Consider the following 25,831-nt stretch of genomic DNA (forward strand, 5'->3'; position numbering starts at 1 on the left):
TGAAAATGCAGGTCCGGACTTTCCCGCAGTGGAGCGGAAACGGAATAGGCCGCCCTCCGAAGAGAGCGGCCCGAATTGCGGTGTCGCGATGCGGTATATACGCCGCCGCCGCCGGCAATTAGGTCGGTTTTTTGGTCTTCAGGTAGGAACCGGTGTCGCTCGACAAGGTGGAAGCGCCATCCTGCACAGCGGTGTAAACCACGCCGCCCAGTGCGGCGACAGCTGCGGTCAGCACGACCCAGTCAACGGTCACAGCACCGGATTCGTCTTTGCGGAAGTCTTTGCGGAAGCTTTTGAAAAACTTGATCATGGTTCGGTCCCTCCAAAGGATCTCTGAATGTGTAATCCCGCCATCTCGCCAGGGTCTGCTCTCTCACCTGCTCGACCACTGTCCGGCTTGGATGAATACATATAGCCAGTGCAGCGTGGCAGGATTTGGGCTGAAACCCGGAAATAGCTGCCCAATTTTTACTTTTCGGCAATAACTTGTGCATCCACCTGTTTTTGCGGCATTAATTTTTTGTTACTTCACCGTGCCCCGTGATATTTCAGCGCCAGTCCGGGGCAAATAAGGCGGTTGCGCCAGATTCCGGGGCAGGAATACTGGCCTTCGGGCGTCAATTTTCACAGATTGGAACGAACTGAAACCGCAGGCAGGCAGGGCAATGTCATTCGGGAACACTGTATTGGCGCTGGCAGCCTGTGCCATGCCACTGGCTGCAGTGGCTGAGGAGGTGCAGCCCCGGCCTTTTCCGCAGTTCGAGGCAAAACGCATCAAGCCGCCGGCGTCCGGCACAGGCAAGCGCATTACCATACAGATTGAGCCGGAGCCTGAGCCAGCCCCCCCGGCGCCTGCGTTGAAAACAGCTGCAGACAGCAGCGCAAAGCCGGCCGGCCGTTATGGCTGGTTCTGGGAAAAGGTTGCCTTTGGATTAGAGGGATCGGGGCCGGGGCGTCTGGATGACGCTCTGCAGGCCTTGAGCGGAGCCAAAGGCCTGGCGGCCCCGCGGTTGCAACTGATGCAGGATATTGTGCAGGAACGCGGGGTGCAGATCCTGACCGAAAGCCTGGGCACCGAGGTGTCGCCGGCCTTGGTCCTGGCAGTGATCGCGGTCGAATCCGCCGGCAAGCCTGATGCGGTCAGCGCTGCCGGGGCGCAGGGGCTGATGCAGCTGATGCCTGATACTGCCAAACGTTTCGGGGTGAGTGACGCGCTGGAGGCGCGGCAGAACATTGCCGGCGGTATTCAGTATCTCGACTGGCTGATGGGGGAATTCGGCGGCGATCCGATTTTGGTGCTGGCTGGCTATAATGCCGGCGAAGGGGCCGTGCGCTCGCACCAGGGGGTGCCGCCCTTTGCCGAGACACGCGACTATGTGCCCAAGGTTCTGGCCGCCTATCAGGTGGCGCGCGGCCTATGTATGACACCGCCGCAGTTTTTGTCCGACGGATGCGTTTTCAGGCTGGGCAAGTAAGGCGCGGTCAGCTGTCTTTCAGATAAGGCTGCAACAGTATCCGCGCGGTTTGCAGCGCGTCCTCTGCCGGGGCAGGGGTGACTGACATGGCGGCCAGGACAGTGGCACCTTCTTTCAGCATCAATAGCTGCCGGGCCAATGCTGCGGGATCAGGCGCCCCGGCCGATTGGGCCAGCGCAGTGAAATGGTCCAGCAGCATCTGCTTATGTTCACTGGACTGCTGGTACACCGGATGCGCATGGTCCTGGAATTCAGAGCTGGCCTTTACAAACATGCAGCCGGCAAACCCGGGCATGCCGAACCACTCTCCCAGAGCGGTGAAAACAGCGATCAGCTGGCCCGCCGGTGTGTCCGACAGGGCTTCCATACGGCCATAGAGCCAGTTGCGGAAGTTCTCGTCCCGCAGCTGCAGAACAGCACTGATCAGGTCATCCTTGGTGCGGAAATGCTTGTACATGGAGGTTTTTGAGACGCCGGTTTCCTTGACCAGCGTGTCCATTCCCGTCGCGTGAAATCCGCTGCGGTAAAACACGTCCAGGGCTTTGCGGACCAATTCGTCTCGTTTGTTCGGGCGCATGATTCATCTCTATGTGTACCGGTCTGTTCATATTGGCGGAGGAAGGGGCAGGCAACTCAAATCAGTTTAACAAGCGAAAGCAGGGCATAACCGGAGTTCTGCGAGCCTGCCCAGTGACCTGCCCAGCGGCCTGTCCGCAACGTCTTGAAATGGTGTGTTTTCTACAAAGTTTTTGTTCTTTTCCTGCCGCCGCCGCTATGGTGCAGGAATTGACAGGATTGAGCCGCATCATTTGGCTTTGAGAAATTGGAGACAGGAATTGGAATTGGAATTGGGAATTGATCCGGCGGCGCTTGCCGCGGGTTCGCAAGAGGCCACCAGCACCTTTGCAATGCTCGGCCTGATCGCTTTTACCGGGATTTTCGGGCGGATGGTGTTTGTCGCCTTTGCTCCGGGGCTTGCAAAGGTCAACCCGTTCCGGAATTTCTCGGGCCTGGGTTTTGTGCTGCTGGCCGCGGGCCTGTTTGCAGGTGCTTTGTATGTTTCGGGCAAGCAGACCAAGGCGATCGTGCTGTTCAACCGGCATCTGGTGGATCCGGTCATCGTTACCATGCTTGGCCGCGACAGCTGTGACCCGGCCAGGGGCAGTTATTGCGTGGTGGTGTTCGAAGACGGCCGGGAGAAGATCGTCAATTGGTACGATAAGCGCGTTTACATGTATGAAATCGTCAACCCGCCCGAAGGCGCCATCTGGCACACCCAACGGCCTCGCGCACGGCCCGGGCCCGCTGCCGGAGTGTGACTGCAAACCGGATTTGCAATGAAAAGGCCCGCCGGAAACCGGCGGGCCCTGATTGTCAGATCTGATCCGGGATCAGTCCACCAGGGTGGCCTGGGTCGCGCTGCGGATCTCGTCTTCGCTGACACCATCCGCCAACTCAACGATCTTCAGACCGCCGTCGACGACGTCCAGAACGCCCAGATTGGTGATGATCCGGTCGACCACGCCCTTGCCGGTCAGCGGCAGGGTGCAATCCTTCAGAACCTTGCTGTCGCCGTGTTTGTTGGTGTGATCCATCACGACCACCACACGACCGACACCCGCGACCAGATCCATGGCGCCGCCCATGCCCTTGACCAGCTTGCCGGGGATCATCCAATTTGCCAGATCGCCGTTCTCGGCTACTTCCATCGCACCCAGGATCGCCATGGCGATCTTGCCGCCGCGGATCATCGCAAACGACTGCGCCGAGTCGAAATAGGCGGTCTGCGGCAGTTCGGTGATGGTCTGCTTGCCCGCGTTGATCAGGTCGGCATCCTCTTCGCCCTCATAGGGGAAGGGGCCCATGCCCAGCATGCCGTTCTCCGATTGCAGGGTCACTTCCACACCTTCGGGGATGTAGTTGGAAACCAGCGTCGGAATGCCGATGCCGAGGTTCACATACCAGCCGTCCTGCAGCTCTTGCGCGGCGCGTGCCGCCATCTGATTACGATCCCAGGGCATTATGCTTCCTCCCGCTTGCGCACGGTGCGCTGTTCGATGCGTTTCTCGTGCTGGCCTTGGATGATGCGGTGCACATAAATGCCGGGCAGGTGGATGGAATCCGGGTCCAGCGAGCCGGTCGGCACGATCTCCTCGACCTCGACCACGCAGACCTTGCCGCAGGTGGCAGCAGGCGCATTGAAGTTGCGGGCGGTCTTGCGGAACACCAGGTTGCCGGTCTCATCCGCCTTCCAGGCCTTTACGATGGCGAGGTCGGCAAAGATGCCTTCTTCCATGATGTAGTCCTCCATGGCGCCGTCTGCACCGGTGGGGAACTGCTTTTCAAACTTGCCGTCGGCAATCACTGTACCCACGCCGGTCTTGGTGAAGAAGCCAGGAATGCCTGCGCCGCCCGCGCGCATGCGTTCAGCCAGGGTGCCCTGCGGATTGAATTCCAGTTCCAGCTCGCCGCTCAGGTACTGGCGCATGAATTCCGCGTTTTCGCCCACATAGGACGAGATCATCTTTTTCACTTGCCGGGTCTGCAGCAGGATGCCAATGCCGAAATCATCGACGCCGGCGTTGTTGGAGGCAAAGGTCAAATCCTTGGTGCCTGCATCCTTGATCGCCTGCAGCAGCAGTTCGGGGATGCCGCAGAGGCCGAAACCGCCCGCAGCGATGTACATGCCGTCGTGAAGCAGCCCGTCGAGCGCTTCAGCAGCGTTGGAATATACCTTCTTCATGGAGTTCTCCCAGTATGCCGGTTGCGGGATTTCTGGCTGCCTGCTGGAGCAGAGTCAATGAATACGGAGACGGGCACGTATTTCTACGGAGAACAGAAAGGGCAAGGCTCCCGCGCCTTCCTGGAGCATTTGCCTTCGGCAGATGCTCCATTAGCCTTGGGCGTGGCGCCGCTTTGCGGCGCAAAAGAAAGCTTTGCTGAGAAGCCAATAAGGTCAGCTTTGCCCTTATTGGGCCTTCGCGGGAGTGAAACTGTTCTGCGCCGCGCCAAGGTCAAGCCGCTGACGCAGCGGCAGGGCCGCCCTTGACGCAGCGCAGAACAGAGAAGGACGCGCGCAGGACATGACCCGCGCCGCGTTAGCGGCGCCGGGCCCAACGGTGAGGGCGCATGCCAATGCGCCTGGAACCGGCGGGAGCACCCCGCCCAAGTCCACGCCGCCGGTTGTCAATCTTTCGCTGCGGCCTTCTTAGGGGCTGCCTTTTTCTTGGCTGCGGGCTGTTTGGCCGCTGCCTTCTTCTTGCCGCCCTTTGCGGATTTTTCCGCAATCAGCTCCATCGCCATTTCCATGGTCACGTCCTTGGGTTCCACGTCCTTGGGCAGGGTGGCATTGACCTTTTCCCATTTGACGTAAGGCCCGTAGCGGCCGTCCATGATGTTGATGGCGCCACCGCTGTCGGGGTGATCCCCCAGCTCCTTCAGCGGTTTGGCAGCAGCCCGGCTGCCGCGGCGGCCCGGATTGGCGCGCTTTTCCGCCAGCAGTTCCACCGCCCGGTTCATGCCGATTTCAAAGACGTCGTTGGGGTCCTTGAGGTTGGCGTAGACAGGTTTTTCCTCTTCGGGCAGCTGGTGCATCAAATAGGGGCCGAAGCGGCCGAAGTTGGAGGCAATCACACCGCCTTCAGGGTGGTCGCCGATCTGGCGCGGCAGGCTGAGCAGGGTCAGCGCCTTTGCCAGGTCCATATCGTCCTTGCTCCAGCCCTTGGGCAGGCTGGCGCGCGGCGGCTTCTTGTTTTCGGGTGTTGCTTCTCCACGCTGAACATAGGGGCCAAAGCGGCCGGCCTTCAGGTGGATCTCATCTTCGCCTTCCATCCCCAGCAGCCGCTCGTCGCCATCAGCGCCTTCGCCGGCGATGGGTCGGGTGTAGGTGCATTCCGGGTAATTGCCGCAGCCGACAAAGCCGCCGGTGCGCGAGGTTTTCAGATGCAGCTGTCCCGCCCCGCATTTGGGGCAGACGCGCGGGTCGGTGCCGTCTTCGCGCGGTGGATAAAGCTGCGGTGCCAGAGCGTCATCCAGCACATCCAGCACTTCGGTGATCCGCAACTCGGAGGTTTCCGAAATGGCAGCCGAGAAATCGCGCCAGAACTTGCCCAGCAGTTCCTTATAGTCGCCGTTGCCGGCACTGACGTCATCCAGCTCTTCCTCCAGATTGGCGGTGAATTCATAGCCGACGTATTTGCGGAAGAAATTCAGCAGGAAGATCGTAACGATCCGGCCTTTGTCCTCGGGGAACAGGCGGTTCTTGTCCTTGCGGACGTATTCGCGGTCCTGGATTGTGGTGATCACGGAGGCATAGGTCGAGGGGCGGCCGATGCCCAGCTCTTCCATCCGCTTGACCAGTGTCGCCTCGGTATAGCGCGGTGGCGGCTGGGTATGGTGCTGCAGCGCCAGCACAGCGCCGTCTTCAGAGAGCACGGATGCCTCTTTGCCGGCCTTGTCAGCCTGCGCGGCCAGCGAAGATGCAAATTTCAGCGCTTCGCCCTGCATGATCTGCGGCAGGCGCTTGTCATCTTCGTCGGCGACATCATCGCGGCCTTCTTCATAAACCCGCATGAAACCGTCAAACAGCATCACCTGGCCGGTGGCGCGCAGCACCACCTGTTTGTCATCCGAGCCGATGTCGACAGTGGTGCGTTCCAGACGGGCACCTTCCATCTGGCACGACAGGGTGCGCTTCCAGATCAGGTCATAGAGCTTGCGCTGATCGTCGTCCGTGACTTTCAGACTGGCCGCATCGCGGCTCATATCCGTCGGGCGGATACATTCGTGCGCCTCCTGGGCGTTCTTCGCCTTGTTCTTGTAGATCCGCGGGGAGGAGGGCACATATTCAGCGCCATAGCGGGTTTCGATCTCGGCACGCGCGGCCTGCACTGCCTCGGGCGCCATGTCGATGCCATCGGTCCGCATATAGGTGATGTGGCCGGCCTCATACAGGCGCTGCGCGGCGTTCATGGTCTGGCGCGCGCCCATGCCGAATTTGCGGCTGGCTTCCTGCTGCAGGGTCGAGGTCATGAACGGGGCAGAGGGGTTGCGGGAAGCGGGTTTTGCTTCGACCGACAGCACCGACAGCTGGCGCGAGGCCACGGCCTGCACCGCCAGTTCGGCAGCGGTGGACGTCTTCAGGCTGTATTTGTCCAGCTTGTCGCCGCCCAGCACCGTCAGGCGGGCTTCGAACTCCTGGCCGCGCGGGGTCGCCATCTGGGCGCGCACGGACCAGTATTCCTGGGCGTTGAAGGCTTCGATCTCCATCTCGCGCTCGACGATCAGGCGCAGGCAGACGGATTGCACCCGGCCCGCGGACCGCGCACCCGGCAGCTTGCGCCACAGTACCGGCGACAGGTTGAAACCCACCAGATAGTCCAGCGCGCGGCGGGCCAGATAGGCCTCGACCAGCGGCATGTCGACCTGGCGCGGGTTCTGCATCGCTTCGGTCACCGCTTCTTTGGTGATCGCGTTGAATGTCACCCGGCTGACCGGCGTGTCCTTCTTGATCGAGCGCCGTTTGGTCAACGCCTCCTGCAGGTGCCAGCTGATCGCCTCGCCCTCGCGGTCGGGGTCGGTAGCGAGAATCAGCGCATTGTCCTCTTTCAGCGCGTCGGCAATCGCCTTGACGTGCTTGCGGGAATCATTGCCGACCTCCCAGGTCATGTCGAAATCAGCGTCAGTGTCGACCGAACCATCCTTGGCTGGCAGGTCGCGCACATGCCCGTAAGACGCCAGAACCGTATAGTTGGAGCCAAGATATTTGTTGATTGTCTTTGCTTTGGCCGGGGATTCGACAACGACTACTGGCATAAATTCTGTAACCTCTTCGGACCGCTTCTGCGGGTTCTATGGCGGGGCAGGATGTGGGGCGCAAGGGGAGATTGTCAATCCAGGTGCATTCGACGCGGCGGGAAACGGGCCTTTTACGGTGGTATTCCGACGGTTCGCGGCAGCCTGTTCCTGCTGTCCGGCGCGGCAGGCAGGGGCAAGGCAAGGCGCGCAGGGTCAGTCTTCATTTTCCGGAAAGGCCTTGGACAGCAACCCGCCCGGTTGGCGCCGGATCGCGCCTTCCAGCTCCAGATCCGTCAGCGCCGGGGCCAGCAGCTGCGGCGGCAAGGAAAGTTCGCGCAGCAGGTCGGACTCAGATGTGGGGGAGGGTCCGAGCCGGCCGAGGATCTGCTGATGCAGGGCGTTGGTCTGCGCAAGGCTGCGCCGTTCGGGCGGCTGCTGCGGCAGGCCGGCCAGGGCCAGCTGCGGGCTGCCGGTTGCCGGCGCCTGTTCCTGTGACAGGTCTTGCGGCGGCAGCGCCTCCAGCACGTCGGCGGCACTGCGGACCAGCAGGGCGCCGTCGCGTATCAGCCTGTTGCAGCCGGAACTGCGGGCATCAAAGGGATGACCGGGCACCGCCAGAACCTCGCGGCCGTAGTCCAGCGCGTCGCGGGCAGTGATCAGGCTGCCGGATTTGGCGGCCGCCTCCACCACCACAACGGCGCGGGACATGCCGGCAATGATCCGGTTGCGTTTGGGGAAGTCGCGGGCCTGCGGTGTCTTGCCCATCGGCTGCTCTGACAGGCGCAGCCCGGTACCGGCTATGTCTTCGGCAAGCCGGGCGTTTTCTGCCGGATAGATCACATCGGCGCCGCCCGCCAGAATGGCAATTGTTCCTGTTTGCAGCGCTGATTGATGCGCGGCGGTGTCGATGCCGCGGGCCATGCCGGAGACAACAGTATAGCCGGCGTCGCCCAAGTTTTGCGCCAGCGATCTGGCCATGCGCAACCCCAGCGAAGACGCGTTGCGGGCGCCGACCATGGAAATCAACGGACGCCGCAATGCCGCAAGGTCGCCAATGGCCCACAACAGCGGCGGTGCATCTTTCAGGCTGCGGAGGAGCTCAGGGTATTCCGGGTCGGAAAAGCACAAAAGCCGCGCTTTGGCGGCTTTTGCGGTCCTAATTTCAGCGTCTACCGCCTTGGCGGGGCATGTTTCATACCCTTTGATACCTGCGGAACGTGCCACTTCGGGCAACGCATCCAGCGCGTTCTGCGCTGAACCATATTCGGCGAGCAGCCGGTGAAAGGTCACCGGGCCGACCCGTTTAGAGCGCAAAAGGCGAAGCCAGGAAAACCGGGTATCTTCCGTGGTGGGTGGGAGTGGGGGGTGAGTGGAAGAAAGTGTTTCTTCGGTCATCCGCAGCTCCGCCTGTTTGCAGAACCAGAATTAACCTTAAGGGGGTTAACAGGTGGTGAACGCTGGAGGGTTTTCGGCCAATTCCCCGAAAATTTTCTTAAGTAGCCGGAAAACGGGGGAAATTACCTTTCGCTCACAGTTCGAACGGGGAGGCATTGCCGTAATCCGGGCCGGCAACACTGGCGGGCGGCCCGGATTTTTGCGGTCAAAACATGGTTTTACCGTGAATTTGCGCTGCCTCAGGCCGCTGACCCGCCCACCGTCAGGCCGCCCATCAGCACAGAGGGCTGGCCGACGCCGACCGGCACCCATTGGCCCGCCTTGCCGCAATTGCCCATGCCGGGGTCCAGCGCCATGTCGTTGCCAAGCCCGCGAATCTGTTTCAGCGCGGTGGCGCCGTCGCCGATCAGCGTGGCGCCCTTAACCGGCGCGCCGACCTTGCCGTCTTTCACCCTGTAAGCCTCGGTGCAGGAGAACACGAACTTGCCATTTGTAATATCCACCTGGCCGCCGCCGAATCCCACGGCCCAGATGCCGTCCTTGATGCCTGCGACCAGATCACCGGGATCGGCCTCGCCGCCCAGCATATAGGTATTGGTCATCCGCGGCATCGGCGCATGGGCGTAGCTTTGACGCCGCCCGTTGCCGGTGGGGGAAACCCCCATCAGCCGTGCATTCTGGCGGTCCTGCATGAAGCCCACCAGAACACCATCCTCGATCAGCGTGGTTTTCTGGCTCGGCGTGCCTTCGTCATCCACGGTGATTGATCCGCGCCGGTCGGGAATGGTGCCATCGTCCAGTACCGTAACGCCCTTGGCGGCGATCTGCTGGCCCATCAGCCCGGCAAACGCGGAGGAACCCTTGCGGTTGAAGTCGCCCTCCAGCCCGTGGCCGATCGCCTCGTGCAGCAGGATGCCGGGCCAGCCGGGGCCAAGCACCACATCCATCTCGCCCGCAGGGGCAGGGACCGCATCCAGGTTCACCAGCGCAATCCGCAATGCCTCCTGTACCTGGGCCTGCCAATGTTCAGGATCGACCAGCCCGTCCAGCCCCAGCCGCCCGCCGCCGCCGGCCGAGCCGCCTTCGCGGCGGCCGTCCTTTTCGACGATCACCGACACGTTGAACCGCGCCATCGGGCGGATGTCGCGCACACGCGTTCCGTCAGCGCGCAGGATCTCCACTTCCTGCAGCGAGGCGGCCAACGATGCAGACACTTGCACCACGCGCTGGTCCAAGCCGCGCGCATAGGCGTCAACCTCACGCAGGGTTTCTACCTTCACCGGGAACGGCATGGCGCTGATCGGGTCGGCATCGGTGTACAGCTTGGCATTGGTCGCCTGCGGCGCATCCGAATAGGTGCCGCCGCCGGTTCCCACTGCCAGCTTGGCGGTCTCTGCCGCCCGCTTCAGTGACGCAATGGAGACATCGGTAGAATGCGCATATCCTGCCACATCGCCGTTCACAGCCCGCAGGCCAAAGCCCTCGGAGGCGTCATAGCTGGCACTGCGCAGCCGCCCGTCATCAAAGGACAGCGCTTCGGATTTGCGGCGCTCTGCAAAGATCTCGCCATCCTCTGCACCATTCAGCGCATCGCGCAAGCTGGCGAGGGCCTCATCCTCGGGGAGCGCGGTTTCAAAGGGACGGAAGGCTGGGTTTTCCATGGCACGGTCCTCGGATTTTTTTGATCTAAATCAAGAAAGCGACGGTTTGACGCTTGGCTGCCTCTTTATCTGTGTCCCCGAATATGATTTTAACCAGCGTCAAAGACAACGGGGCAGGTGCGTTTTGTGGGAATCAATGATTCCCCCCGCATTTCGTGCTGCCGCAGGAACAATGCGATCAACCGATCAGGACAGAACATGAAAAACGCTTTGATGCTTTCGGGCCTTTTCGCCGGCCTTTCAAGCCTTCCGGCAATGGCGCAAGAAGGTCTGAAAACCATTGGCAAGCCGGTTGACGGCGGCCTGAACTTCCAGCCGGCGGCGACCTCGCTGGCGGATGGCTTGCAGAAACTGGATTACATGATCCTGGTGATCATTACCGTGATCTGTGTTTTTGTTGCCGGCCTGATGCTGTACGCCATTGTCCGCTTTAACAAGCGCGCCAACCCGACGCCGGCCAAGTTCACCCACCACACCCCGGTTGAAATCGCCTGGACCATTATCCCGATCCTGGTGCTGGTGTTCATCGGTTCCTTCTCGCTGCCGCAGCTGTTTGCCCAGCAGGAAATCCCCAAGGCCGACATCACCATCAAGGTGACGGGTTACCAGTGGTACTGGGGCTATGAATACACCGACCACGAATTCGGTTTTGAGAGCTTCCTGCTGCCCAAGGACCAGCTGGCTGCAAACGGCTATGCCGAGGACGAGTGGCTGCTGGCCACCGACACGGCTGTTGTGGTGCCGTCGGGCAAAACCGTTGTGATGCAGGTGACTGCGGCTGACGTGATCCATTCCTGGACCATTCCCGCATTCGGCGTGAAACAGGACGCGGTTCCCGGCCGTCTGGCAGAGCTGTGGTTCAACGTCGATGAAGGCAAGGAAGGCATCTACTTCGGCCAGTGCTCCGAGCTGTGCGGCAAGGACCACGCCTATATGCCGATCACCGTCAAGGTTGTGACCCAGGCGGAATATGACGCCTGGCTGGAAGGCGCCAAGGAAGAATACGCGGGCCTGCCGCAGGCCTATCAGGTCGCCTCCAACTGAGACCTGGCCATACGGAGCTTGAGAGCGCTTCGTGTGGTATAGTCAAAAGATCAGGGTGCGCAGCAATGCGCACCTATTGCCGCCAAAGGACCCAAGATGAGCGACGCAAGCATCAACGCAAGCCGTGCATATGAAGACGAGGCCAGTTTCGGCGATTATTTCGCGCTGCTGAAGCCCCGTGTCATGTCGCTGGTGGTGTTCACCGCTTTGGTCGGGCTGCTGGCCGCGCCTGTCTCCGTGCATCCGGTTATCGGCTTCTGCGCCATCCTGTTCATCGCTATTGGCGGCGGTGCGTCCGGTGCGCTCAACATGTGGTGGGACGCTGACATCGACAAGGTGATGAAGCGCACCAAGACCCGCCCGATCCCGTCCGGCAAGGTGGAGCCGGGCGAGGCTTTGGCGCTGGGTCTGGCGCTGTCAGGCCTGTCAGTGATCATGCTGGCGCTGGCGGCGAATGTCTTTGCCGGCGCCTTCCTGGCTTTCACCATCTTCTTTTACGTGGTGGTCTACACCATGTGGCTGAAACGCGCGACGCCGCAGAACATTGTGATCGGCGGTGCTGCGGGGGCCTTCCCGCCGGTGATCGGCTGGATTGCCGCCACTGGCACCATGTCGGTTGAGCCTTGGCTGATGTTCCTGCTGACGTTCATGTGGACGCCGCCGCATTTCTGGGCGCTGGCGCTGTTCATGCGCTCGGACTATGACGATGCCGGCGTGCCGATGCTGACCGTGACTCACGGCCGCCGCGCCACCCGTGTCCATATTCTGGTATACACAGTCCTGTTGGCGGTGCTGGCGATTGGCACCGCGTTCTCCGGCATCGGCGGCCCGCTGTATCTGGCCGCAGCGCTGGTCATGAACGCGCTGTTCCTGCATGGCGCCTGGAAGATCACCCGCCGCGATGAGGACGATTCCGAGAACGACAACTTCAAGGTGGAGCGCAGCTTCTTCAAACTGTCGCTGCTCTATCTGTTCCTGCATTTCGGTGCGATCCTGGCGGAAGCTTTGCTGAAGCCCTACGGCCTGGGAGGCTGGTAAGATGGCATTGCGAAAACAGCATGAGATCCACAAACGCCGCTCCGGCCTGAACAAAGGCGTTGGCATCCTGCTGGGCGCCTTTGTGGTGCTGGTGATGGCGCTGACCATGGCCAAGGTGACCTCGGCCACTTTCAAATTCCCGGACGCCCAGGGAGAGCAGAACTGATGGCGTTGCAGGGGCCGCAGAAAACTGTTGTCCAGCTGGTGGGCGTTGTCGTCCTGATGAGCGGCCTGTCCTGGGCCTCGGTCCCGTTTTATGACTGGTTCTGCCGGGTCACTGGTTTTGGCGGCGTTACCGGCGTTGCCAGCACCGGTTCGGACACGATTGTGGATCAGACCATCACAGTGCGCTTTGACGGCTCAAAACAGCGCGGCATGCCGTGGGAGTTCAAACCGTCCCAGCGCGAGATGGAGATCAAGCTGGGGGAAACCGGACTGGCCTTTTACGAGGCCTACAACCCGACCGACCGCCCCGTGGCAGGGCAGGCGTCCTACAATGTGACGCCCTATCAGGCCGGCGGGTTTTTTGAAAAAATAGACTGCTTCTGCTTTACCGAGCAGGTGCTTCAGCCGGGGGAACGGGTGCAGATGCCCGTGACCTTCTTTGTCGATCCCGAAATCCTTGACGACCGGGACGCAAAATACGTGCATACGATCACGCTTTCGTACACGTTTCATGAAATCGATCTGCCCGAGGGCTTTGCTGCTCTCGACACCGGGAATAACACCGGGGCAGGGGCAACCACGAATTAGGCCGCTTTGGTGAGGGACACTTGAATGGCGCACGCTAAAAATCACGATTATCATATTCTGCCGCCGTCGATCTGGCCGCTGGCCGCATCGCTGGGCACTTTTGTCATGCTGGTCGGCGCGGTCTTCTGGATGAAGGGCATCACTGCCTGGGCATTCTGGATCGGCCTGGTTGCAGTTCTCTACTCGGCCTTCGCCTGGTGGTCCGAAGTTGTCGCCGAAAGCAAGGCCGGCGATCACACCACTGTGGTGCGGATCGGCTTGCGTTATGGCTTCATCCTGTTTGTGATGTCCGAGGTGATGTTCTTCTTCGCCTGGTTCTGGTCATTCTTCAAACATGCCATCTACCCGATGGAGACCTATATCGGCACCGAGTACCTGAAGCCGGAGATCGTTGCCGTCGACCCGTTCCACCTGCCGCTGATCAACACGCTGCTGCTGCTGCTGTCGGGCTGCGCCGTGACCTGGGCGCACCATGCGCTGGTGCACAACAACGACCGCAAGGCACTGGTGCAGGGCCTGGCCATCGGCATTGCCTTCGGCATCCTCTTCACCGCGCTGCAGGGCTACGAATACTACCACCTGCTGCACGAAGGCTGGCAGTTCGGCGGCGATGAGTTCTATTCGAACTTCTTCATGGCAACCGGCTTCCACGGCTTCCACGTTGTGATCGGCACCATCTTCCTGACCGTCTGCTTGATCCGCGCGATGAAGGGCGACTTCACCCCGGAACAGCACGTCGGCTTCGAGGCCGCTGCCTGGTACTGGCACTTTGTGGACGTCGTTTGGCTGTTCCTGTTTGTCGCTGTCTACATCTGGGGCACTTCCGGCCTCTAATCGGCGGCCTGTAACGGGCGGTTTGTAACGGTTACATGTTTGCGGTTCCAAAAGCCGCAGACAGACCTTAATGAGCAAGGCGCGCAGGGCATCACGCTCTGCGCGCCTTTACTGTTGAAGCGGAGCGGCCCGGATGCGGCATGTCGGTTTTTTGGTGGTGGTCAGCGGTCTGGGAATCGCGATCCTGCTGGGCCTTGGCACCTGGCAGCTGCAGCGGCTGGCGTGGAAAGAGCAGGTCATCGAGGATATAATCTTCCGGCTGGCCGGATTGCCTGAACCCTTGCCAGCCTCCCCCAACGCGGCAGAGCACAAGTACCAAGCCGTGGATCTGTTCGGGACAATCTCGGGTGCCGAGCTGCACGTTTTGGTCAGCTCCAAGGAAACCGGTACCGGCTTCCGGATCATTCAGGCCCTGACGGAAGACAAGACAGGCCGCCGTATCCTGCTGGAACGCGGTTTCGTGCCCGAGGCAGCAAAGAACGCCAAGCGCGGCACCGGCCCGGTCTATGCCGCCGGCAACCTGCACTGGCCGGTTGAGCGCGACAGTTTTACCCCGCAGAATGACCCGGCCGGCAATTTCTGGTACGCGCGCGATCTGGCCGAGATGGCCGCCACCCTGAAGACAGAACCGGTCCTGGTGATCTCACGCGAGCCTCTCGGGGAAAATGTCCGGCCGATGGGGATCAGCACCAGCACCATCCCAAACAACCACTTGCAATATGCGATCACCTGGTTTTCGCTGGCCTTCATCTGGGCTGCGATGACTGTCTATTTCCTGCGGCGCAACCGCGCCAATTCCTAGAGAGCCAAGGCGATGAAATATATCTCGACCCGGGGCCAAGCGCCCGAGCTGACCTTTGAAGACGCGATGCTGACCGGGCTTGCCCGCGACGGCGGTCTCTATGTGCCGGCCGAAATTCCGCAGATGTCCCAGGATGACATCGCCGCACTGGCCGGTCTCTCCTATGAGGAAACCGCCTTCCGCGTGATGCGGCCTTTCCTGGGGGACTGTTTCACCGACGAGGAGTTCCGCGCCATCATCGCCCGCGCCTACGCGGGCTTTGGCCATGCCGCCCGCGCACCGCTGAAACAGCTGGCGCCGAACCATTTCCTGCTGGAGCTGTTCCACGGCCCGACGCTGGCGTTCAAGGATTTTGCCATGCAGCTGATCGGCCAGCTGTTCCAGTCGGCACTGGAACGCCGCGGCGACCGGGTGACCATTGCAGGCGCCACTTCGGGCGATACCGGCTCGGCGGCGATGGAGGCGTTCCGCGGTCTCAGCAACGTCGATGTGTTCATCCTCTATCCGCATGGCCGCGTATCGGAGGTGCAGCGCCGCCAGATGACCACGCCGCAGGATGCCAACGTCCACGCGCTGGCTGTCGATGGCGATTTTGACGATTGCCAGGCCCGCGTAAAGGACATGTTCAACGACTTCGATTTCCGCGACGGCGTGAAACTGGCCGGCGTGAACTCGATCAACATCGCCCGCGTGCTGGCACAAGTGGTCTATTACTTCTCAGCCGCCGTCAGCCTTGGCGCGCCGGGCCGCAAGGTCAGCTTCACCGTGCCCACCGGCAATTTCGGCGACATCTTTGCAGGCTTTATCGCCAAGCAGATGGGCCTGCCGATCGACCAGCTGGTCGTCGCCACCAACCAGAACGATATCCTGCACCGCTGCCTGTCAGGGCAGGGCTATTACAAGGGCGATACCGCTCCCTCGATCTCACCCTCGATGGACATCCAGGTGTCGTCCAACTTCGAGCGCGCGTTGTTCTACGCCTACGGCCAGGACAGCAAGGCGGTGGCGCTGTTGATGGATGAGCTGAAGAACGGCGGCTTTGACGTCTCCCAAGGCGCGATGCAGGCGCTGAGCGAGACCTACGTCTCGGGCCGCACCTCCGAGGAGGAGACCTTGGCGACCATCAAGTCCGAGCTGGCCGCGTCAGGCGAACTGCTGTGCCCGCACGGCGCCGTCGGGGTGAAGGTCGCAAATGAGCACCGCCAGGCCGACGTGCCGATGATCACGCTGGCCACTGCGCACCCGGCGAAATTCCCGGCAGCGGTCGAAGATGCCAGCGGTATCCATCCGCCTCTTCCCCCGCGCATGGGCGACCTGTATGACAGGCCGGAACGGGTGACCCGGATCGCCAACGATCTGGCCGCCCTCGAGGATCACATCAGAAAGAATATCGCGAATTGACAGTTCAGCAGCACACACTCGCCAACGGGTTCCGCATCGTCTCCGAACACATGCCAGGACTGGAATCCGCGGCGGTCGGGATCTGGGTCAATGCCGGCGGCCGCCACGAGCGGCTTGAGCAGAACGGCATCGCCCATTTCCTGGAGCATATGGCCTTTAAGGGCACCAAGACCCGCTCGGCCCTGCAAATCGCCGAGGAGATCGAGGATGTGGGCGGCTATATCAACGCCTACACATCGCGCGAGGTGACGGCCTATTACGCCCGCGTTCTTAAGGGGGACGTGCCGCTGGCCGTGGATGTGATCGGGGACATCCTGCTGAATCCGGTGTTTGATGCCCGCGAGATCGAGATCGAGCGCGGCGTGATCCTGCAGGAAATCGGCCAATCGCTGGACACGCCGGACGATGTGATCTTTGACTGGTTGCAGGAGGAAAGCTACCGCGGCCAGCCCTTGGGCCGCACCATCCTGGGCCCGGCAGAGCGTGTCAGCAGCTTCAACCGCGAAGATCTGCAGAGTTTCGTGGCTGAACATTACGGCCCCGGCCAGATGATCCTGGCGGCAGCTGGCGGTGTGGATCACGAAATGCTGGTGAAACTGGCTGAGCGGCTGTTCGGCCACATGGAAGCCAAGCCCGATTTCACCGCTGAAGGCGCGCGGTTCACCGGCGGCGAGGCGCGGCAGGTCAAGGATCTGGAGCAGGCGCATTTCGCGCTGGCTTTTGAAGGCCCCAGCTATCGCGACCAGTCGATGTATACCTCGCAGATCTACGCCAGCGCGCTTGGCGGCGGCATGTCCTCGCGGCTGTTCCAGGAGGTGCGCGAAAAGCGCGGTCTGTGCTACACGATCTTTGCGCAGGCCGGGTCTTATGCCGATACCGGCGCAATGACGGTTTACGCCGGCACCTCTGGCGAACAGCTGGAGGAACTGGCAGGGATCACCATCGACGAGATGAAACGCGCCGCCGACGACATGTCCGAGGCCGAGGTAGAACGCGCCCGCGCCCAGATGAAGGCCGGGATGCTGATGGGGCTGGAAAGCCCGTCGAACCGGGCGGAACGTCTGGCGCGGCTGGTGCAAATCTGGGGCAAGGTTCCGTCGCTGGAGCACACGGTTGAGCGGATTGAGGCTGTGACCACCAAGGATGTGCGCAGCATGGCCGAGGAGATGGCGGTTTCCGCACCGGCGGCTCTTGCGCTTTATGGCCCGGTTGCAGACGCTCCGGCGCTGGAGAGGCTGCAGGAGAGGCGCGCCGCCTGATGCTGCTGAACCGCCGAAAGGTCCGCATTGAAACCGAGCGCCTGACCCTCAGGCCGCCGGTGCATGCGGATTTTCACGGCTGGGCGGCGCTGCGGCTGCAGAGCCAGCCCTATCTGACGCCGTGGGAACCCAGCTGGGCGGCGGACCACCTCAGCCGTAAGTCGTTCACCAACCGGGTCTATTGGGCCCGCCGCTCGGTGGCTGGGGGCACGGCGCTGCCGCTGTTCCTGATCCGGCGGTCCGACAATATGCTGCTGGGCGCGATCACGCTTGACAATATCCGCCGCGGGCCGGCCCAGGCGGGAACACTGGGGTACTGGACCGGGTTGCCCTTTGCCCGCCACGGCTACATGCGCGAGGCGATCGGCGCGGTGGTGCATCACGCCTTCAGCAAACTGGATCTCAGCCGGATTGAGGCTGCATGCTTGCCGGAAAACCAGGCTTCCCGCGGGCTGCTGGAGAAATCCGGCTTCAAATACGAAGGCGTCGCCCAGTCCTATTTGCAGATCAACGGCCGCTGGCGGACCCATGTTCTGTACGCTTCGCTGCGGCACGACCGGCGCGGCAAAACCCTGACGGGCCAGGCATGACCGCAGGCGCACAGGCAGCCGGGAACTCCCGCCCGTCGCAGGTGCATTGAAATGCACCGCTTCCGTTGGGGGTAGCGCCGCACCTGCGGTGCGGCGCTACCCGGCCTCGCGGCCGGAAAGAGTTCTGCGGCCTGCCGTGGCCGCGCCGGGCCGCAGGCCCGGCGCCACGCCCAACTGAGAGGCAGAATTTTCAATTCTGCTGGAACAGGCGGGAGCGCGCCCGGCGCAATTTTCCGCCCCGGGGGCTGACAACTGCGGTTTGCGCCCTAGAACCTGCCTCATGCGCGGCTTTTGCTGTCTCCTTTGGCTGATCCTCTGTGCCACTGCCCTCCAGGCCCAGGAGCGGCGGGCCAGCCATTGTATCGCGCTGGCCGGGGCAACCCCTGGCCTGGAGTATCTGCACCAAGCCGGCTGGCAGGATCCTGTTGCCCGGGACAGCGTGCAGATCCGCTTTATCGCGCATGCTTCCTTCCTGCTGCGCACCGAAGGCGGTCTGAATGTGGTCACCGATTTCACCGGCTTCACCGGCGCTGCGCCGCTGATCCCGGATGTGGTCACCATGAACCACGCCCATGAAACCCATTGGACGGCGCATCCCGACCCAGCCATTCCCCATGTGCTGGAGGGCTGGGCGGCGTCCGGGGCAGGTGCCGAGCATCACCTTGATCTGGGAGAGATGCTGATCCGCAACGTCTCCACTGACATCCGCAACATGTTCGGCGGAGTCGAGAAGCGGGGCAATTCGATCTTCGTTTTTGAGGCGGCTGGCCTCTGCATCGGCCATCTGGGCCATCTTCACCACGTGCCGACCCCGGAACAATATGCGGCGCTGGGGCGGCTGGATGTGGTGATGGCGGCAGTGGATGGCGGCATAACCCTGCCGCTGGATCAGATGCTGGAGGTACTGGGGCGGTTGCGTTCCTCGGTCATTATCCCGATGCATTGGTTCAGCGACGCATCTCTGCAGCGCTTCCTGGCCCGGATCGGCCCTGAGTTTGATGTCGTGAATGAAGGCAATAGCGCCCTTACGGTCTCCCTGCGCGGCCTGCCCGGCCGCCCGACGATCCATGTGCTGCAGCCGAAGTACCTGGCTGAAGAAGAGTGACCTGCCTTGCCAGCCGGTGCCGCTTCCGGCATGGATAAGGCATGATGCTGAACCCCGCAGATACTGCCTTTGCCAACCATCTCTCGAACCTGCTGCCGGAAGGCGTGCTGCGGCCGCCAGAGCCGCGATATCTGGAGGAGCCGCGCGGCCGCTACCAGGGGCAGGCAGGGGTGCTGGCCTTGCCGCAGACGGTGGAGCAGGTCTCACGGCTGATCCGCGAGGCCAATGCCGCCCGGGTGCCGGTTGTGCCCTATGGCGGCGGCACCAGCCTGGTCGGCGGTCAGGTGATGCCGGACGGCCCGGCGCCGCTGGTGCTGTCGCTGGAACGGATGAAGGCAATCCGGTCGGTCCACCCGCAGGAAAATGTCCTGATTGCCGAAGCAGGCGCCATTCTGGCGGATGTCCAGGCAGCGGCGGAAGGGGCGGGGCGGCTGTTTCCCCTGTCGCTGGCGGCAGAGGGATCAGCCAGGATCGGCGGCAACCTTTCGACCAATGCCGGCGGCGTCAACGTGCTGCGCTATGGCAATGCACGCGACCTCTGCCTGGGGTTGGAGGCGGTGCTGCCCTCGGGTGACATCTGGCGCGGGCTGTCGCGTTTGCGCAAAGACAACACCGGTTATGACCTGAAAAACCTGCTGATCGGAGCCGAGGGCACGCTGGGGGTGATCACTGCCGCCGCGCTGAAGCTGTCGCCGATCCCTGTCACGCAGGGAACCGCGCTGTTCACTGTGAAGGACCCTGCTGCTGCCATTGCGCTGCTGGCTCTGGCCCGCGATCACGCCGGCGAAACCGTCAGTGCTTTTGAACTGATCCACTGGCAGGGTCTGGCGTTTCTGGCGGAGGCTCTGCCGGAGATCCGCCAGCCGTTTGACGAGGCACCCGAGTGGTGCGTGCTGATCGAATTGGGCTTGCCGCAGGGCGTGGTTGCTGAGGACACCCTGGCAGAGTTGTTCGAAGCCGCAGAGGCGGCAGGACTGGTTACGGATGGCGTGATTGCCCAGTCCGGGTCTCAGCGGCAGGCGCTGTGGGCAGTACGCGAGAATATTCCGCTGGCCAACAAGGCAATCGGGTCGGTTTCCAGCCACGACATCTCGGTGCCGATCTCGGATATTCCCGCCTTCATCGAACGGGGCAGAGAGGTGGTCGCAGGTCTTGGTGATTTCCGCATCAACTGCTTTGGCCATCTGGGGGACGGCAACCTGCATTACAATGTGTTCCCGCCAAAGGGGCAGTCCCGCGATCAGTTCAGGCACATGCGTGAAGCAGTGAAAACGGCGGTGCATGATCTGGTTCATGCCTTTGGCGGCTCATTCAGTGCTGAGCACGGGGTCGGGCGGATGAAAACGGGCGACCTGGAACGCTATGGCGATCCGGCCAAGCTGGCGGCCATGCGGGCAATCAAACAGGCGCTTGACCCCAACGGCATCATGAATCCTGGCGCGGTGCTGAAGTGGCGCATTCCGGATTTTGGGACACGCAGGGCTCCCTTTTAAAAAAAGTTGGAGCCCTGCCGGCCGGCAAGCTATGAACCAGACCGGCGAATGCCCGGTCTGGTTCAAATCTATCCGCAGTTTTTCATCAAATAGACCCGATGTTTCGAGTTTTCCAGCACAGCCTCTTCACCAGGGATTTAACCGATGATGCCTATGAAGTTTTTTCCTTCTCCCTGAACCTCCTGAAGCGACACCAGATCACTTGAAGTAAAGACAGTTTCCCACCCCGCCGAAGGCAGGATGAAAGTCTTGAGCTTCGGACTGAATGACAACTCAACTCGTCGTTCGACAGTTTGAGGAAGCGGAATTGGGCGAAGATCGAGACCTTCGGTGATTTCGGCCAGCGAATCCCATGAGCGCAAATTGTAGCGCCCCGCCATCTTGCGCAAGAATGGTTTTCGATCACCTTCGGGCGTAAGTTTGGCAAGATCCCGTAAGGTTTCTCCGTCAAATGCTGCAAATCCGCCGGCACGGCTAGCGATTGTTGTTTGAGATGGGACATGAAAGAGGGTGCTTGGACGTGGCACAGTGCCGGAAAGGCGAGGTTGAGCCTGAAAGCCTGGAACACGCGCGGGTGCGTCAGGAGTCAATTCCCAAAGACCCGGCCCACCTGGTAAGGCTTCGGCTGCTCAATCCACTTGCTCGTAAGTGGTTCTCCAGGCCACAGCAGTATTTTTCCTGATGGCGGGTGTAGAACGGCATCGCCGGCGAATTGGTAATCCAAGGCGGGTGGGGCATCGTCCTTATCGAACCAGCCGACCATCACCCGGTTTTCGAGCATCACCCATATCTCCCCGGTTTCCTCTTCGGAATGAACTTTGAAGATGGAAAAGGGTGATTGGGAATGGTGTCAAATGACCACTGGGATCCTGATTAAAGACAGGAGCCATTGTGCCGGTGCAAAACTGAGACAGGAGCGCATAGCCGGATGTTTGTGTCTGGCCGGGCGCGTGCGCTGGCGCCTTGAAGGTATCGAAAGCTGTTTTGAATGCCGTTGCTCTGCGAGAGTTTTCAGGTTCCGAGGCTTTTTTACCGAAATGCATGACATGCCATTCGAAGTGGTCTTTTTCGACCCAATCTCGGAAAACATGCGGCACGGCCCGAACCATGGATGCTTCTTGTTCACCGCAATTGCCAGGCGCTTGGCTGGCAGTAAATCACACGGACATGCCATGTGGGCTGCCTTGGTGTATGTTGGCTTCACCACAGCTCCATTAAAGCTCCCGCGGGAATCGCGGTTCGTTTCCTGAAAGCTGAAGTATCCATTACGCGGAGTATTGATGTGCGCAGAGTATTGATGATTTTCCGATGCTTGTTTGCATTGGCAATCTCATTCAGGGCTTCCTGCGGAAGCTGGGCCGGTCCTTGGGCTGGGTATGCCTTGTTGTGTCTTTGGCTGAAGACACGCCAATAGCTTTCTACCTGCGAAGGATAGTTGGATGAAGTCAGGCGCAACGCCGTAGTTCCCGCAATCGGGATCGCCACAACAGTTCAGGTTGATTGTATCCCCGATTTCGGGGTGGATTTGAGGAAGAGACAGTTCAGGCAGGGACTTTACAGCGACGCAGCCTTTCCTTCTGTTTTGTTTGGTCAAGCCGCCCTCCGTCAGGCAGGGCTCATATTGGCCAAATCTTCCAAAACCGAAGACTTCAGTGCATTTTTTTGAAAAGTGTGGCCCCGGGACTTTTCTCCCCGGCAGCAATCAATCTGCTATCAGAAACGATTGTTCAATATCAAACGCCCGCCGAGAGAAAACTCGGCAGGCGTTGCTTTTGTGTCCCAATGTCAGGAATGCGCCAGTGCTGAAGGCCGGCTGACCCGTCCGGGCATTCCCAAGATCTCCCGCAGCCGCATCAGCCTGGCTGCGCCGGACCGCCTGGCGGCTTTGGGCCCGGCGCCGCGCATCCGCGCGGCGTGCCCTTTCAGGCCCTTCAGGGCCGGAAAGGGCTATGCCCAACGGGAAGAGCCGTTCGCAAGAATGGCGTTTGACCGGCGGGAGCGCCCGGCCCGGACGTTGTCCTTACAGTGCTCAGAGGCCGTCGAATTCGCACAGCACATGCACATCCATGCCCATGCTCTCCAACAGCTTGCGGCCACCCAGTTCCGGCAGATCCACGATGAAGGAGCAAGAGACAATCTCGCCGCCCAGCCGCTCGATCAGCTTGATGCCCGCGCCCGCAGTGCCGCCGGTGGCCAAGAGGTCATCAACCACCAGAATCTTCTCGCCCGGCTTGATAGCGTCGTCGTGGATTTCGACAATCGCCTCGCCGTATTCCAGCTTGTACTCTTCGCTGATGGTGGTGCCGGGCAGCTTGCCTTTCTTGCGGACCGGCACAAAGCCGACGCTCAGCTGATGCGCAATGGCGCCGCCCAGGATAAAACCGCGTGCTTCAAGCCCCACCACTTTGTCGATCCGTTCGCCGGCATAGGGATGCAGCATCTGGTCAATCGCCATGCGGAACCCGCGCGGATCGGCAAACAGCGTGGTTACATCGCGGAACAGGATCCCTTCATGCGGGAAATCAACGATGGTGCGGATGTAATCCTGGACGGCGGGCTTCTTGGGCATCGGCTTGGTTCCCCTTGGCACAACTGAGACAGCAGCCCGGCTGCGTTACCAGGCCATGGGCGGTTTGGCCGATGCAGCGCTGTCATGCAAGGGGGAAGCACGAACAGGCGCTTCGGGGCTGCCGCGGGAGGCCTGCTGGCACTGGCCGCGGGCGGGGCAGCGGCGCCGGGAGAGGTCACCGGGGAAAACGGGTGCTCCAGCGCATCAGCGCTTCCAGCGGTCCGTTTCTCGCAAAGATGTTCCAAACCCAGACCAGCACCATCGACAGGGCGCAGAAGCCAAGCGAGTAGCCGAAGATCCGGGAGGTGCCGAGCGAACCGTCCAGCTGGCCCATGGCTTCCAATGTGCCCATGCCCAACAGGATATGCGCCGCATAGAGGCTCAGCGCTTGCCGCCCTGGTGCTGCCAGCCATTCCCCCAGTCCAGCCTTGTCCAGCGCCGGGCCGATCGCCAGCATCAGCCCGGTCACGGCCACCGCGGTGCCGGAGGCTGCGATAATGTAGAACGGGCCAGGGGGAATGGCGCTGGTGCCGAAGAGTTCGGCCAGCTCCGGATCCTGCAGCAGTATCCCGGGCAGGGCGCCCAGCACTGCCGCTGCCACACCCCAGAGGACCATGCGGGTCTGCACCCGGCGGCTGGCCAGATCCAGGCGGCCGATCCACATGCCCAGAAACAGGAAAGCGGCCCAAGGAAACACCGGATGCCAGCCATTGAAGAAGGAATGGCGCAGAAAGCCTTCCAGCGTCCAGAATTCCGCGTAGGTCAATGTGTCCCAGTTCCAATGCGCCTCGTAATCCAGCAACAGCAGCCCTGCCAGCCCGACCGCCAGCGTGCCCGCAGCGGCCCAAAGCAGCGTCCGGCTGGAGGCCGTCAGGAACGGCAGCGCCACCAGGAAATACAGCGCATAGAAGTGCAGGATGTCGGCATCGAATATGGTCAGGTTTAACAGGCCGATCACAAACAGGAACACAGCGCGCCGGAACATCGTTGACCGGTCCGGCTTGCCCAGCGATACCCCGATCCCCGCCAGCATCACAAACAGCGCGGCTGCGCGGCCCTCCAGGCTGTTGGTGAACAGAGAGATTGCATCGGTTCCCGGCGCCACCTGCGCTGCAATGCGGAAATTAACCAGAACCATGCCGCAAAAGGCAAGGAAGCGGGCGATGTCCAATCCGTGAAGGCGCATGAAAGAGATCCTGAAATCAGCAACGTCAAAGCAAGGTCTGCTGCACGATAAAGGCATGCAGCCCGGCAAAGAAAAGAGGCGGCCCTGCAAAGACCGCCCCGATAGTTCAAAACTGTTGCAGCCTTGGATCAGCCCAGAACCCGGCCCGCCACAGCGTCCAGCTTGGCCAGCAGAGCAGGATCGCGTTTCCCGGGTGCAGTCATGATCGCATATTCCAGCGCTTTGTCGCAGCCATGCGGGCAAGCCGCACGATCCTGACCCAGCAGACCGGGCAGGCGGCGGACCAGTTCGCGGGCATTGGCAGAGTTGCCCTGCAATGTTGCAATGATATCAGTGATTTCCACAGCGCCGTGCTCCGGATGCCAGCTGTCGTAGTCAGTGACCATTGCAACGGAAGCGTAGCATAGCTCTGCCTCGCGGGCGAGTTTGGCCTCGGGCATGTTGGTCATGCCAATGACGTCGCAGCCCCATTGCGCGCGGTACATCTTGCTTTCCGCCATGGACGAAAACTGCGGCCCCTCCATGCACAGGTAGGTGCCGCCGCGGTGGATGTTGATGCCCGCATCCTTGCCCGCTGCTTCGGCCGCGTCCGAGAGCCGCTCGCAGGTCGGATGCGCCACGCTCACATGGGCCACGCAGCCGGTCCCGAAGAAGCTTTTCTCGCGCGCGAAGGTCCGGTCAATGAACTGATCCACAACAACAAAATCGCCCGGCGCCATTTCCTCGCGGAACGACCCGCAGGCAGAGACCGAGAACACATCCGTCACCCCCAGCCGTTTCAGCGCGTCGATATTGGCGCGGTAGGGAACTTCGGTCGGGGAATGCACATGGCCGCGGCCGTGGCGCGGCAGGAAGGCCATTTTGACGCCGTCCAGAGAGCCGGTCAGGATCTGATCCGATGGCGCCCCCCAAGGTGTTTCGACCGAGACCCACCCGGCGCCTTCCAGCCCGTCGATCTCATAAATGCCGGAGCCGCCGATCACGGCGATCATGGTTTCACGGGGTTCTGATGCGGTCACGTGCTGCCCTCCTGATGCTGTTGTCTTGGATATGCACAAGCGGAGCCGGATTTTGCAAGAGCAAGGTGATCAACAGGGGGCGGCAGCTGTGCACCCCCTATGCACCGGGTGTGTGCCGATGGCGCGGGAGCCTCCGGCGGGAGTATTTTTGCAAAGATGAAACAGCGGGCGCTATTCGCGCCGTATAATCCCGGCAAGCGTTGCGGCGCAGGCAGCACTTGAAGAGGGACCAAGCGAACGCCCAAATCATAACAAGCGCTAAAGTTAAGCGTCAGCCCTTTTGACCAAATGTTTCGCGCGCGAAACATTGCGGCAGGGGAGCTGACCTAATTGCGGCATTGCAGCGCTGAACCTCAATCACAGGAAAGCCAAATGGCCGGCTCCGGCCCGCGGCGCGGTTGTGGTGGTGTC

At 61.4% G+C, this 25,831-nt stretch carries 25 protein-coding genes; 13 read left to right on the forward strand and 12 right to left on the reverse strand.

Annotation, left to right across the window (positions count from 1 at the left end; translation table 11 throughout):
• Positions 1-118: 118 nt before the first annotated feature.
• Positions 119-310, reverse strand: a complete 192-nt coding sequence (locus K3557_RS03315; protein ID WP_129371725.1) for a Flp family type IVb pilin — start codon at positions 308-310, stop codon at positions 119-121.
• A gap of 355 nt (positions 311-665) precedes the next feature.
• Between K3557_RS03315 and K3557_RS03320 the strand changes: the two genes are divergently transcribed.
• A complete protein-coding gene (locus K3557_RS03320; RefSeq protein WP_259997643.1) occupies positions 666-1,475 on the forward strand; it encodes a lytic transglycosylase domain-containing protein in 810 nt (269 codons plus the stop codon).
• 7 nt (positions 1,476-1,482) lie between these two features.
• On the opposite strand, the gene K3557_RS03325 is transcribed toward K3557_RS03320, so the two are convergent.
• Complete coding sequence (locus K3557_RS03325; RefSeq protein WP_259997645.1) at positions 1,483-2,052, reverse strand: TetR/AcrR family transcriptional regulator; 570 nt, start codon at positions 2,050-2,052, stop codon at positions 1,483-1,485.
• Between the two features lie 259 nt (positions 2,053-2,311).
• Between K3557_RS03325 and K3557_RS03330 the strand changes: the two genes are divergently transcribed.
• On the forward strand, positions 2,312-2,794 hold the full coding sequence (locus tag K3557_RS03330) for a hypothetical protein (protein ID WP_259997647.1): 483 nt from the start codon (positions 2,312-2,314) through the stop codon (positions 2,792-2,794).
• 72 nt (positions 2,795-2,866) lie between these two features.
• Here the strand turns inward: K3557_RS03330 and K3557_RS03335 are convergent, their stop codons facing one another.
• The 5 genes from K3557_RS03335 to tldD form a co-directional block, all read right to left on the reverse strand.
• Complete coding sequence (locus tag K3557_RS03335) at positions 2,867-3,496, reverse strand: CoA transferase subunit B (protein ID WP_259997649.1); 630 nt, start codon at positions 3,494-3,496, stop codon at positions 2,867-2,869.
• On the reverse strand, positions 3,496-4,218 hold the full coding sequence (locus tag K3557_RS03340; RefSeq protein ID WP_129371720.1) for a CoA transferase subunit A: 723 nt from the start codon (positions 4,216-4,218) through the stop codon (positions 3,496-3,498). Before K3557_RS03340 ends, K3557_RS03335 begins: the two co-directional genes overlap by 1 nt.
• 443 nt (positions 4,219-4,661) lie before the next feature.
• Positions 4,662-7,289, reverse strand: a complete 2,628-nt coding sequence (gene topA, locus K3557_RS03345) for a type I DNA topoisomerase (RefSeq protein WP_259997651.1) — start codon at positions 7,287-7,289, stop codon at positions 4,662-4,664.
• Positions 7,290-7,484: 195 nt separating this feature from the next.
• Positions 7,485-8,666, reverse strand: coding sequence for a DNA-processing protein DprA (gene dprA / locus K3557_RS03350; RefSeq protein WP_259997653.1), 1,182 nt, complete (start codon positions 8,664-8,666; stop codon positions 7,485-7,487).
• Between the two features lie 239 nt (positions 8,667-8,905).
• Positions 8,906-10,327, reverse strand: coding sequence for a metalloprotease TldD (gene tldD / locus K3557_RS03355; RefSeq protein WP_259997655.1), 1,422 nt, complete (start codon positions 10,325-10,327; stop codon positions 8,906-8,908).
• Between the two features lie 198 nt (positions 10,328-10,525).
• Between tldD and coxB the strand changes: the two genes are divergently transcribed.
• The 11 genes from coxB (at position 10,526) to K3557_RS03410 (ending at position 20,646) form a co-directional block, all read left to right on the forward strand.
• Positions 10,526-11,371, forward strand: a complete 846-nt coding sequence (gene coxB / locus K3557_RS03360) for a cytochrome c oxidase subunit II (RefSeq protein ID WP_259986662.1) — start codon at positions 10,526-10,528, stop codon at positions 11,369-11,371.
• Positions 11,372-11,467: 96 nt separating this feature from the next.
• Positions 11,468-12,409, forward strand: coding sequence for a heme o synthase (gene cyoE / locus K3557_RS03365; RefSeq protein ID WP_259997657.1), 942 nt, complete (start codon positions 11,468-11,470; stop codon positions 12,407-12,409).
• Position 12,410: 1 nt separating this feature from the next.
• Complete coding sequence (locus K3557_RS03370; RefSeq protein WP_259986640.1) at positions 12,411-12,575, forward strand: cytochrome C oxidase assembly protein; 165 nt, start codon at positions 12,411-12,413, stop codon at positions 12,573-12,575.
• Complete coding sequence (locus tag K3557_RS03375) at positions 12,575-13,162, forward strand: cytochrome c oxidase assembly protein (protein ID WP_259997659.1); 588 nt, start codon at positions 12,575-12,577, stop codon at positions 13,160-13,162. The genes K3557_RS03370 and K3557_RS03375 overlap by 1 nt, the downstream gene beginning before the upstream one ends.
• Positions 13,163-13,186: 24 nt before the next feature.
• Entirely contained in the window at positions 13,187-13,996 is an 810-nt protein-coding gene (locus K3557_RS03380) for a cytochrome c oxidase subunit 3 (RefSeq protein ID WP_259997661.1), read from the forward strand.
• Between the two features lie 133 nt (positions 13,997-14,129).
• The gene (locus K3557_RS03385; protein ID WP_259997663.1) at positions 14,130-14,798 is read left to right on the forward strand and encodes an SURF1 family protein; all 669 of its coding nucleotides are present in this window, start codon (positions 14,130-14,132) and stop codon (positions 14,796-14,798) included.
• 12 nt (positions 14,799-14,810) lie between these two features.
• Positions 14,811-16,199: a threonine synthase gene (gene thrC, locus K3557_RS03390; RefSeq protein ID WP_259997665.1), complete on the forward strand. Its 1,389-nt coding sequence runs from the start codon at positions 14,811-14,813 to the stop codon at positions 16,197-16,199.
• Positions 16,196-17,458 (forward strand): pitrilysin family protein, encoded by a 1,263-nt coding sequence (locus K3557_RS03395; protein WP_259997667.1) that lies wholly within the window; start codon positions 16,196-16,198, stop codon positions 17,456-17,458. The genes thrC and K3557_RS03395 overlap by 4 nt, the downstream gene beginning before the upstream one ends.
• Complete coding sequence (locus tag K3557_RS03400) at positions 17,458-18,048, forward strand: GNAT family N-acetyltransferase (RefSeq protein WP_259986621.1); 591 nt, start codon at positions 17,458-17,460, stop codon at positions 18,046-18,048. Before K3557_RS03395 ends, K3557_RS03400 begins: the two co-directional genes overlap by 1 nt.
• A gap of 280 nt (positions 18,049-18,328) precedes the next feature.
• The gene (locus K3557_RS03405; RefSeq protein ID WP_259997669.1) at positions 18,329-19,153 is read left to right on the forward strand and encodes an MBL fold metallo-hydrolase; all 825 of its coding nucleotides are present in this window, start codon (positions 18,329-18,331) and stop codon (positions 19,151-19,153) included.
• 41 nt (positions 19,154-19,194) lie between these two features.
• The gene (locus K3557_RS03410; RefSeq protein ID WP_259997671.1) at positions 19,195-20,646 is read left to right on the forward strand and encodes an FAD-binding oxidoreductase; all 1,452 of its coding nucleotides are present in this window, start codon (positions 19,195-19,197) and stop codon (positions 20,644-20,646) included.
• Between the two features lie 137 nt (positions 20,647-20,783).
• Here the strand turns inward: K3557_RS03410 and K3557_RS03415 are convergent, their stop codons facing one another.
• The 5 genes from K3557_RS03415 to K3557_RS03435 all read right to left on the reverse strand — a co-directional run bounded on the left by K3557_RS03415 (position 20,784) and on the right by K3557_RS03435 (position 25,393).
• Entirely contained in the window at positions 20,784-21,173 is a 390-nt protein-coding gene (locus K3557_RS03415; RefSeq protein ID WP_259997673.1) for a hypothetical protein, read from the reverse strand.
• Positions 21,174-21,232: 59 nt separating this feature from the next.
• On the reverse strand, positions 21,233-21,430 hold the full coding sequence (locus tag K3557_RS03420) for a hypothetical protein (RefSeq protein WP_259997675.1): 198 nt from the start codon (positions 21,428-21,430) through the stop codon (positions 21,233-21,235).
• A 1,245-nt stretch (positions 21,431-22,675) separates the two neighbouring features.
• Positions 22,676-23,215 (reverse strand): adenine phosphoribosyltransferase, encoded by a 540-nt coding sequence (locus K3557_RS03425; RefSeq protein ID WP_129371704.1) that lies wholly within the window; start codon positions 23,213-23,215, stop codon positions 22,676-22,678.
• 175 nt (positions 23,216-23,390) lie between these two features.
• Complete coding sequence (locus K3557_RS03430) at positions 23,391-24,401, reverse strand: DUF418 domain-containing protein (protein WP_259997677.1); 1,011 nt, start codon at positions 24,399-24,401, stop codon at positions 23,391-23,393.
• A 128-nt stretch (positions 24,402-24,529) separates the two neighbouring features.
• Positions 24,530-25,393 (reverse strand): S-methyl-5'-thioadenosine phosphorylase, encoded by an 864-nt coding sequence (locus tag K3557_RS03435; protein WP_259999535.1) that lies wholly within the window; start codon positions 25,391-25,393, stop codon positions 24,530-24,532.
• Positions 25,394-25,831 lie beyond the last annotated feature (438 nt).

The organism is Leisingera sp. M523, assembly GCF_025141335.1.
Lineage (GTDB): Bacteria > Pseudomonadota > Alphaproteobacteria > Rhodobacterales > Rhodobacteraceae > Leisingera.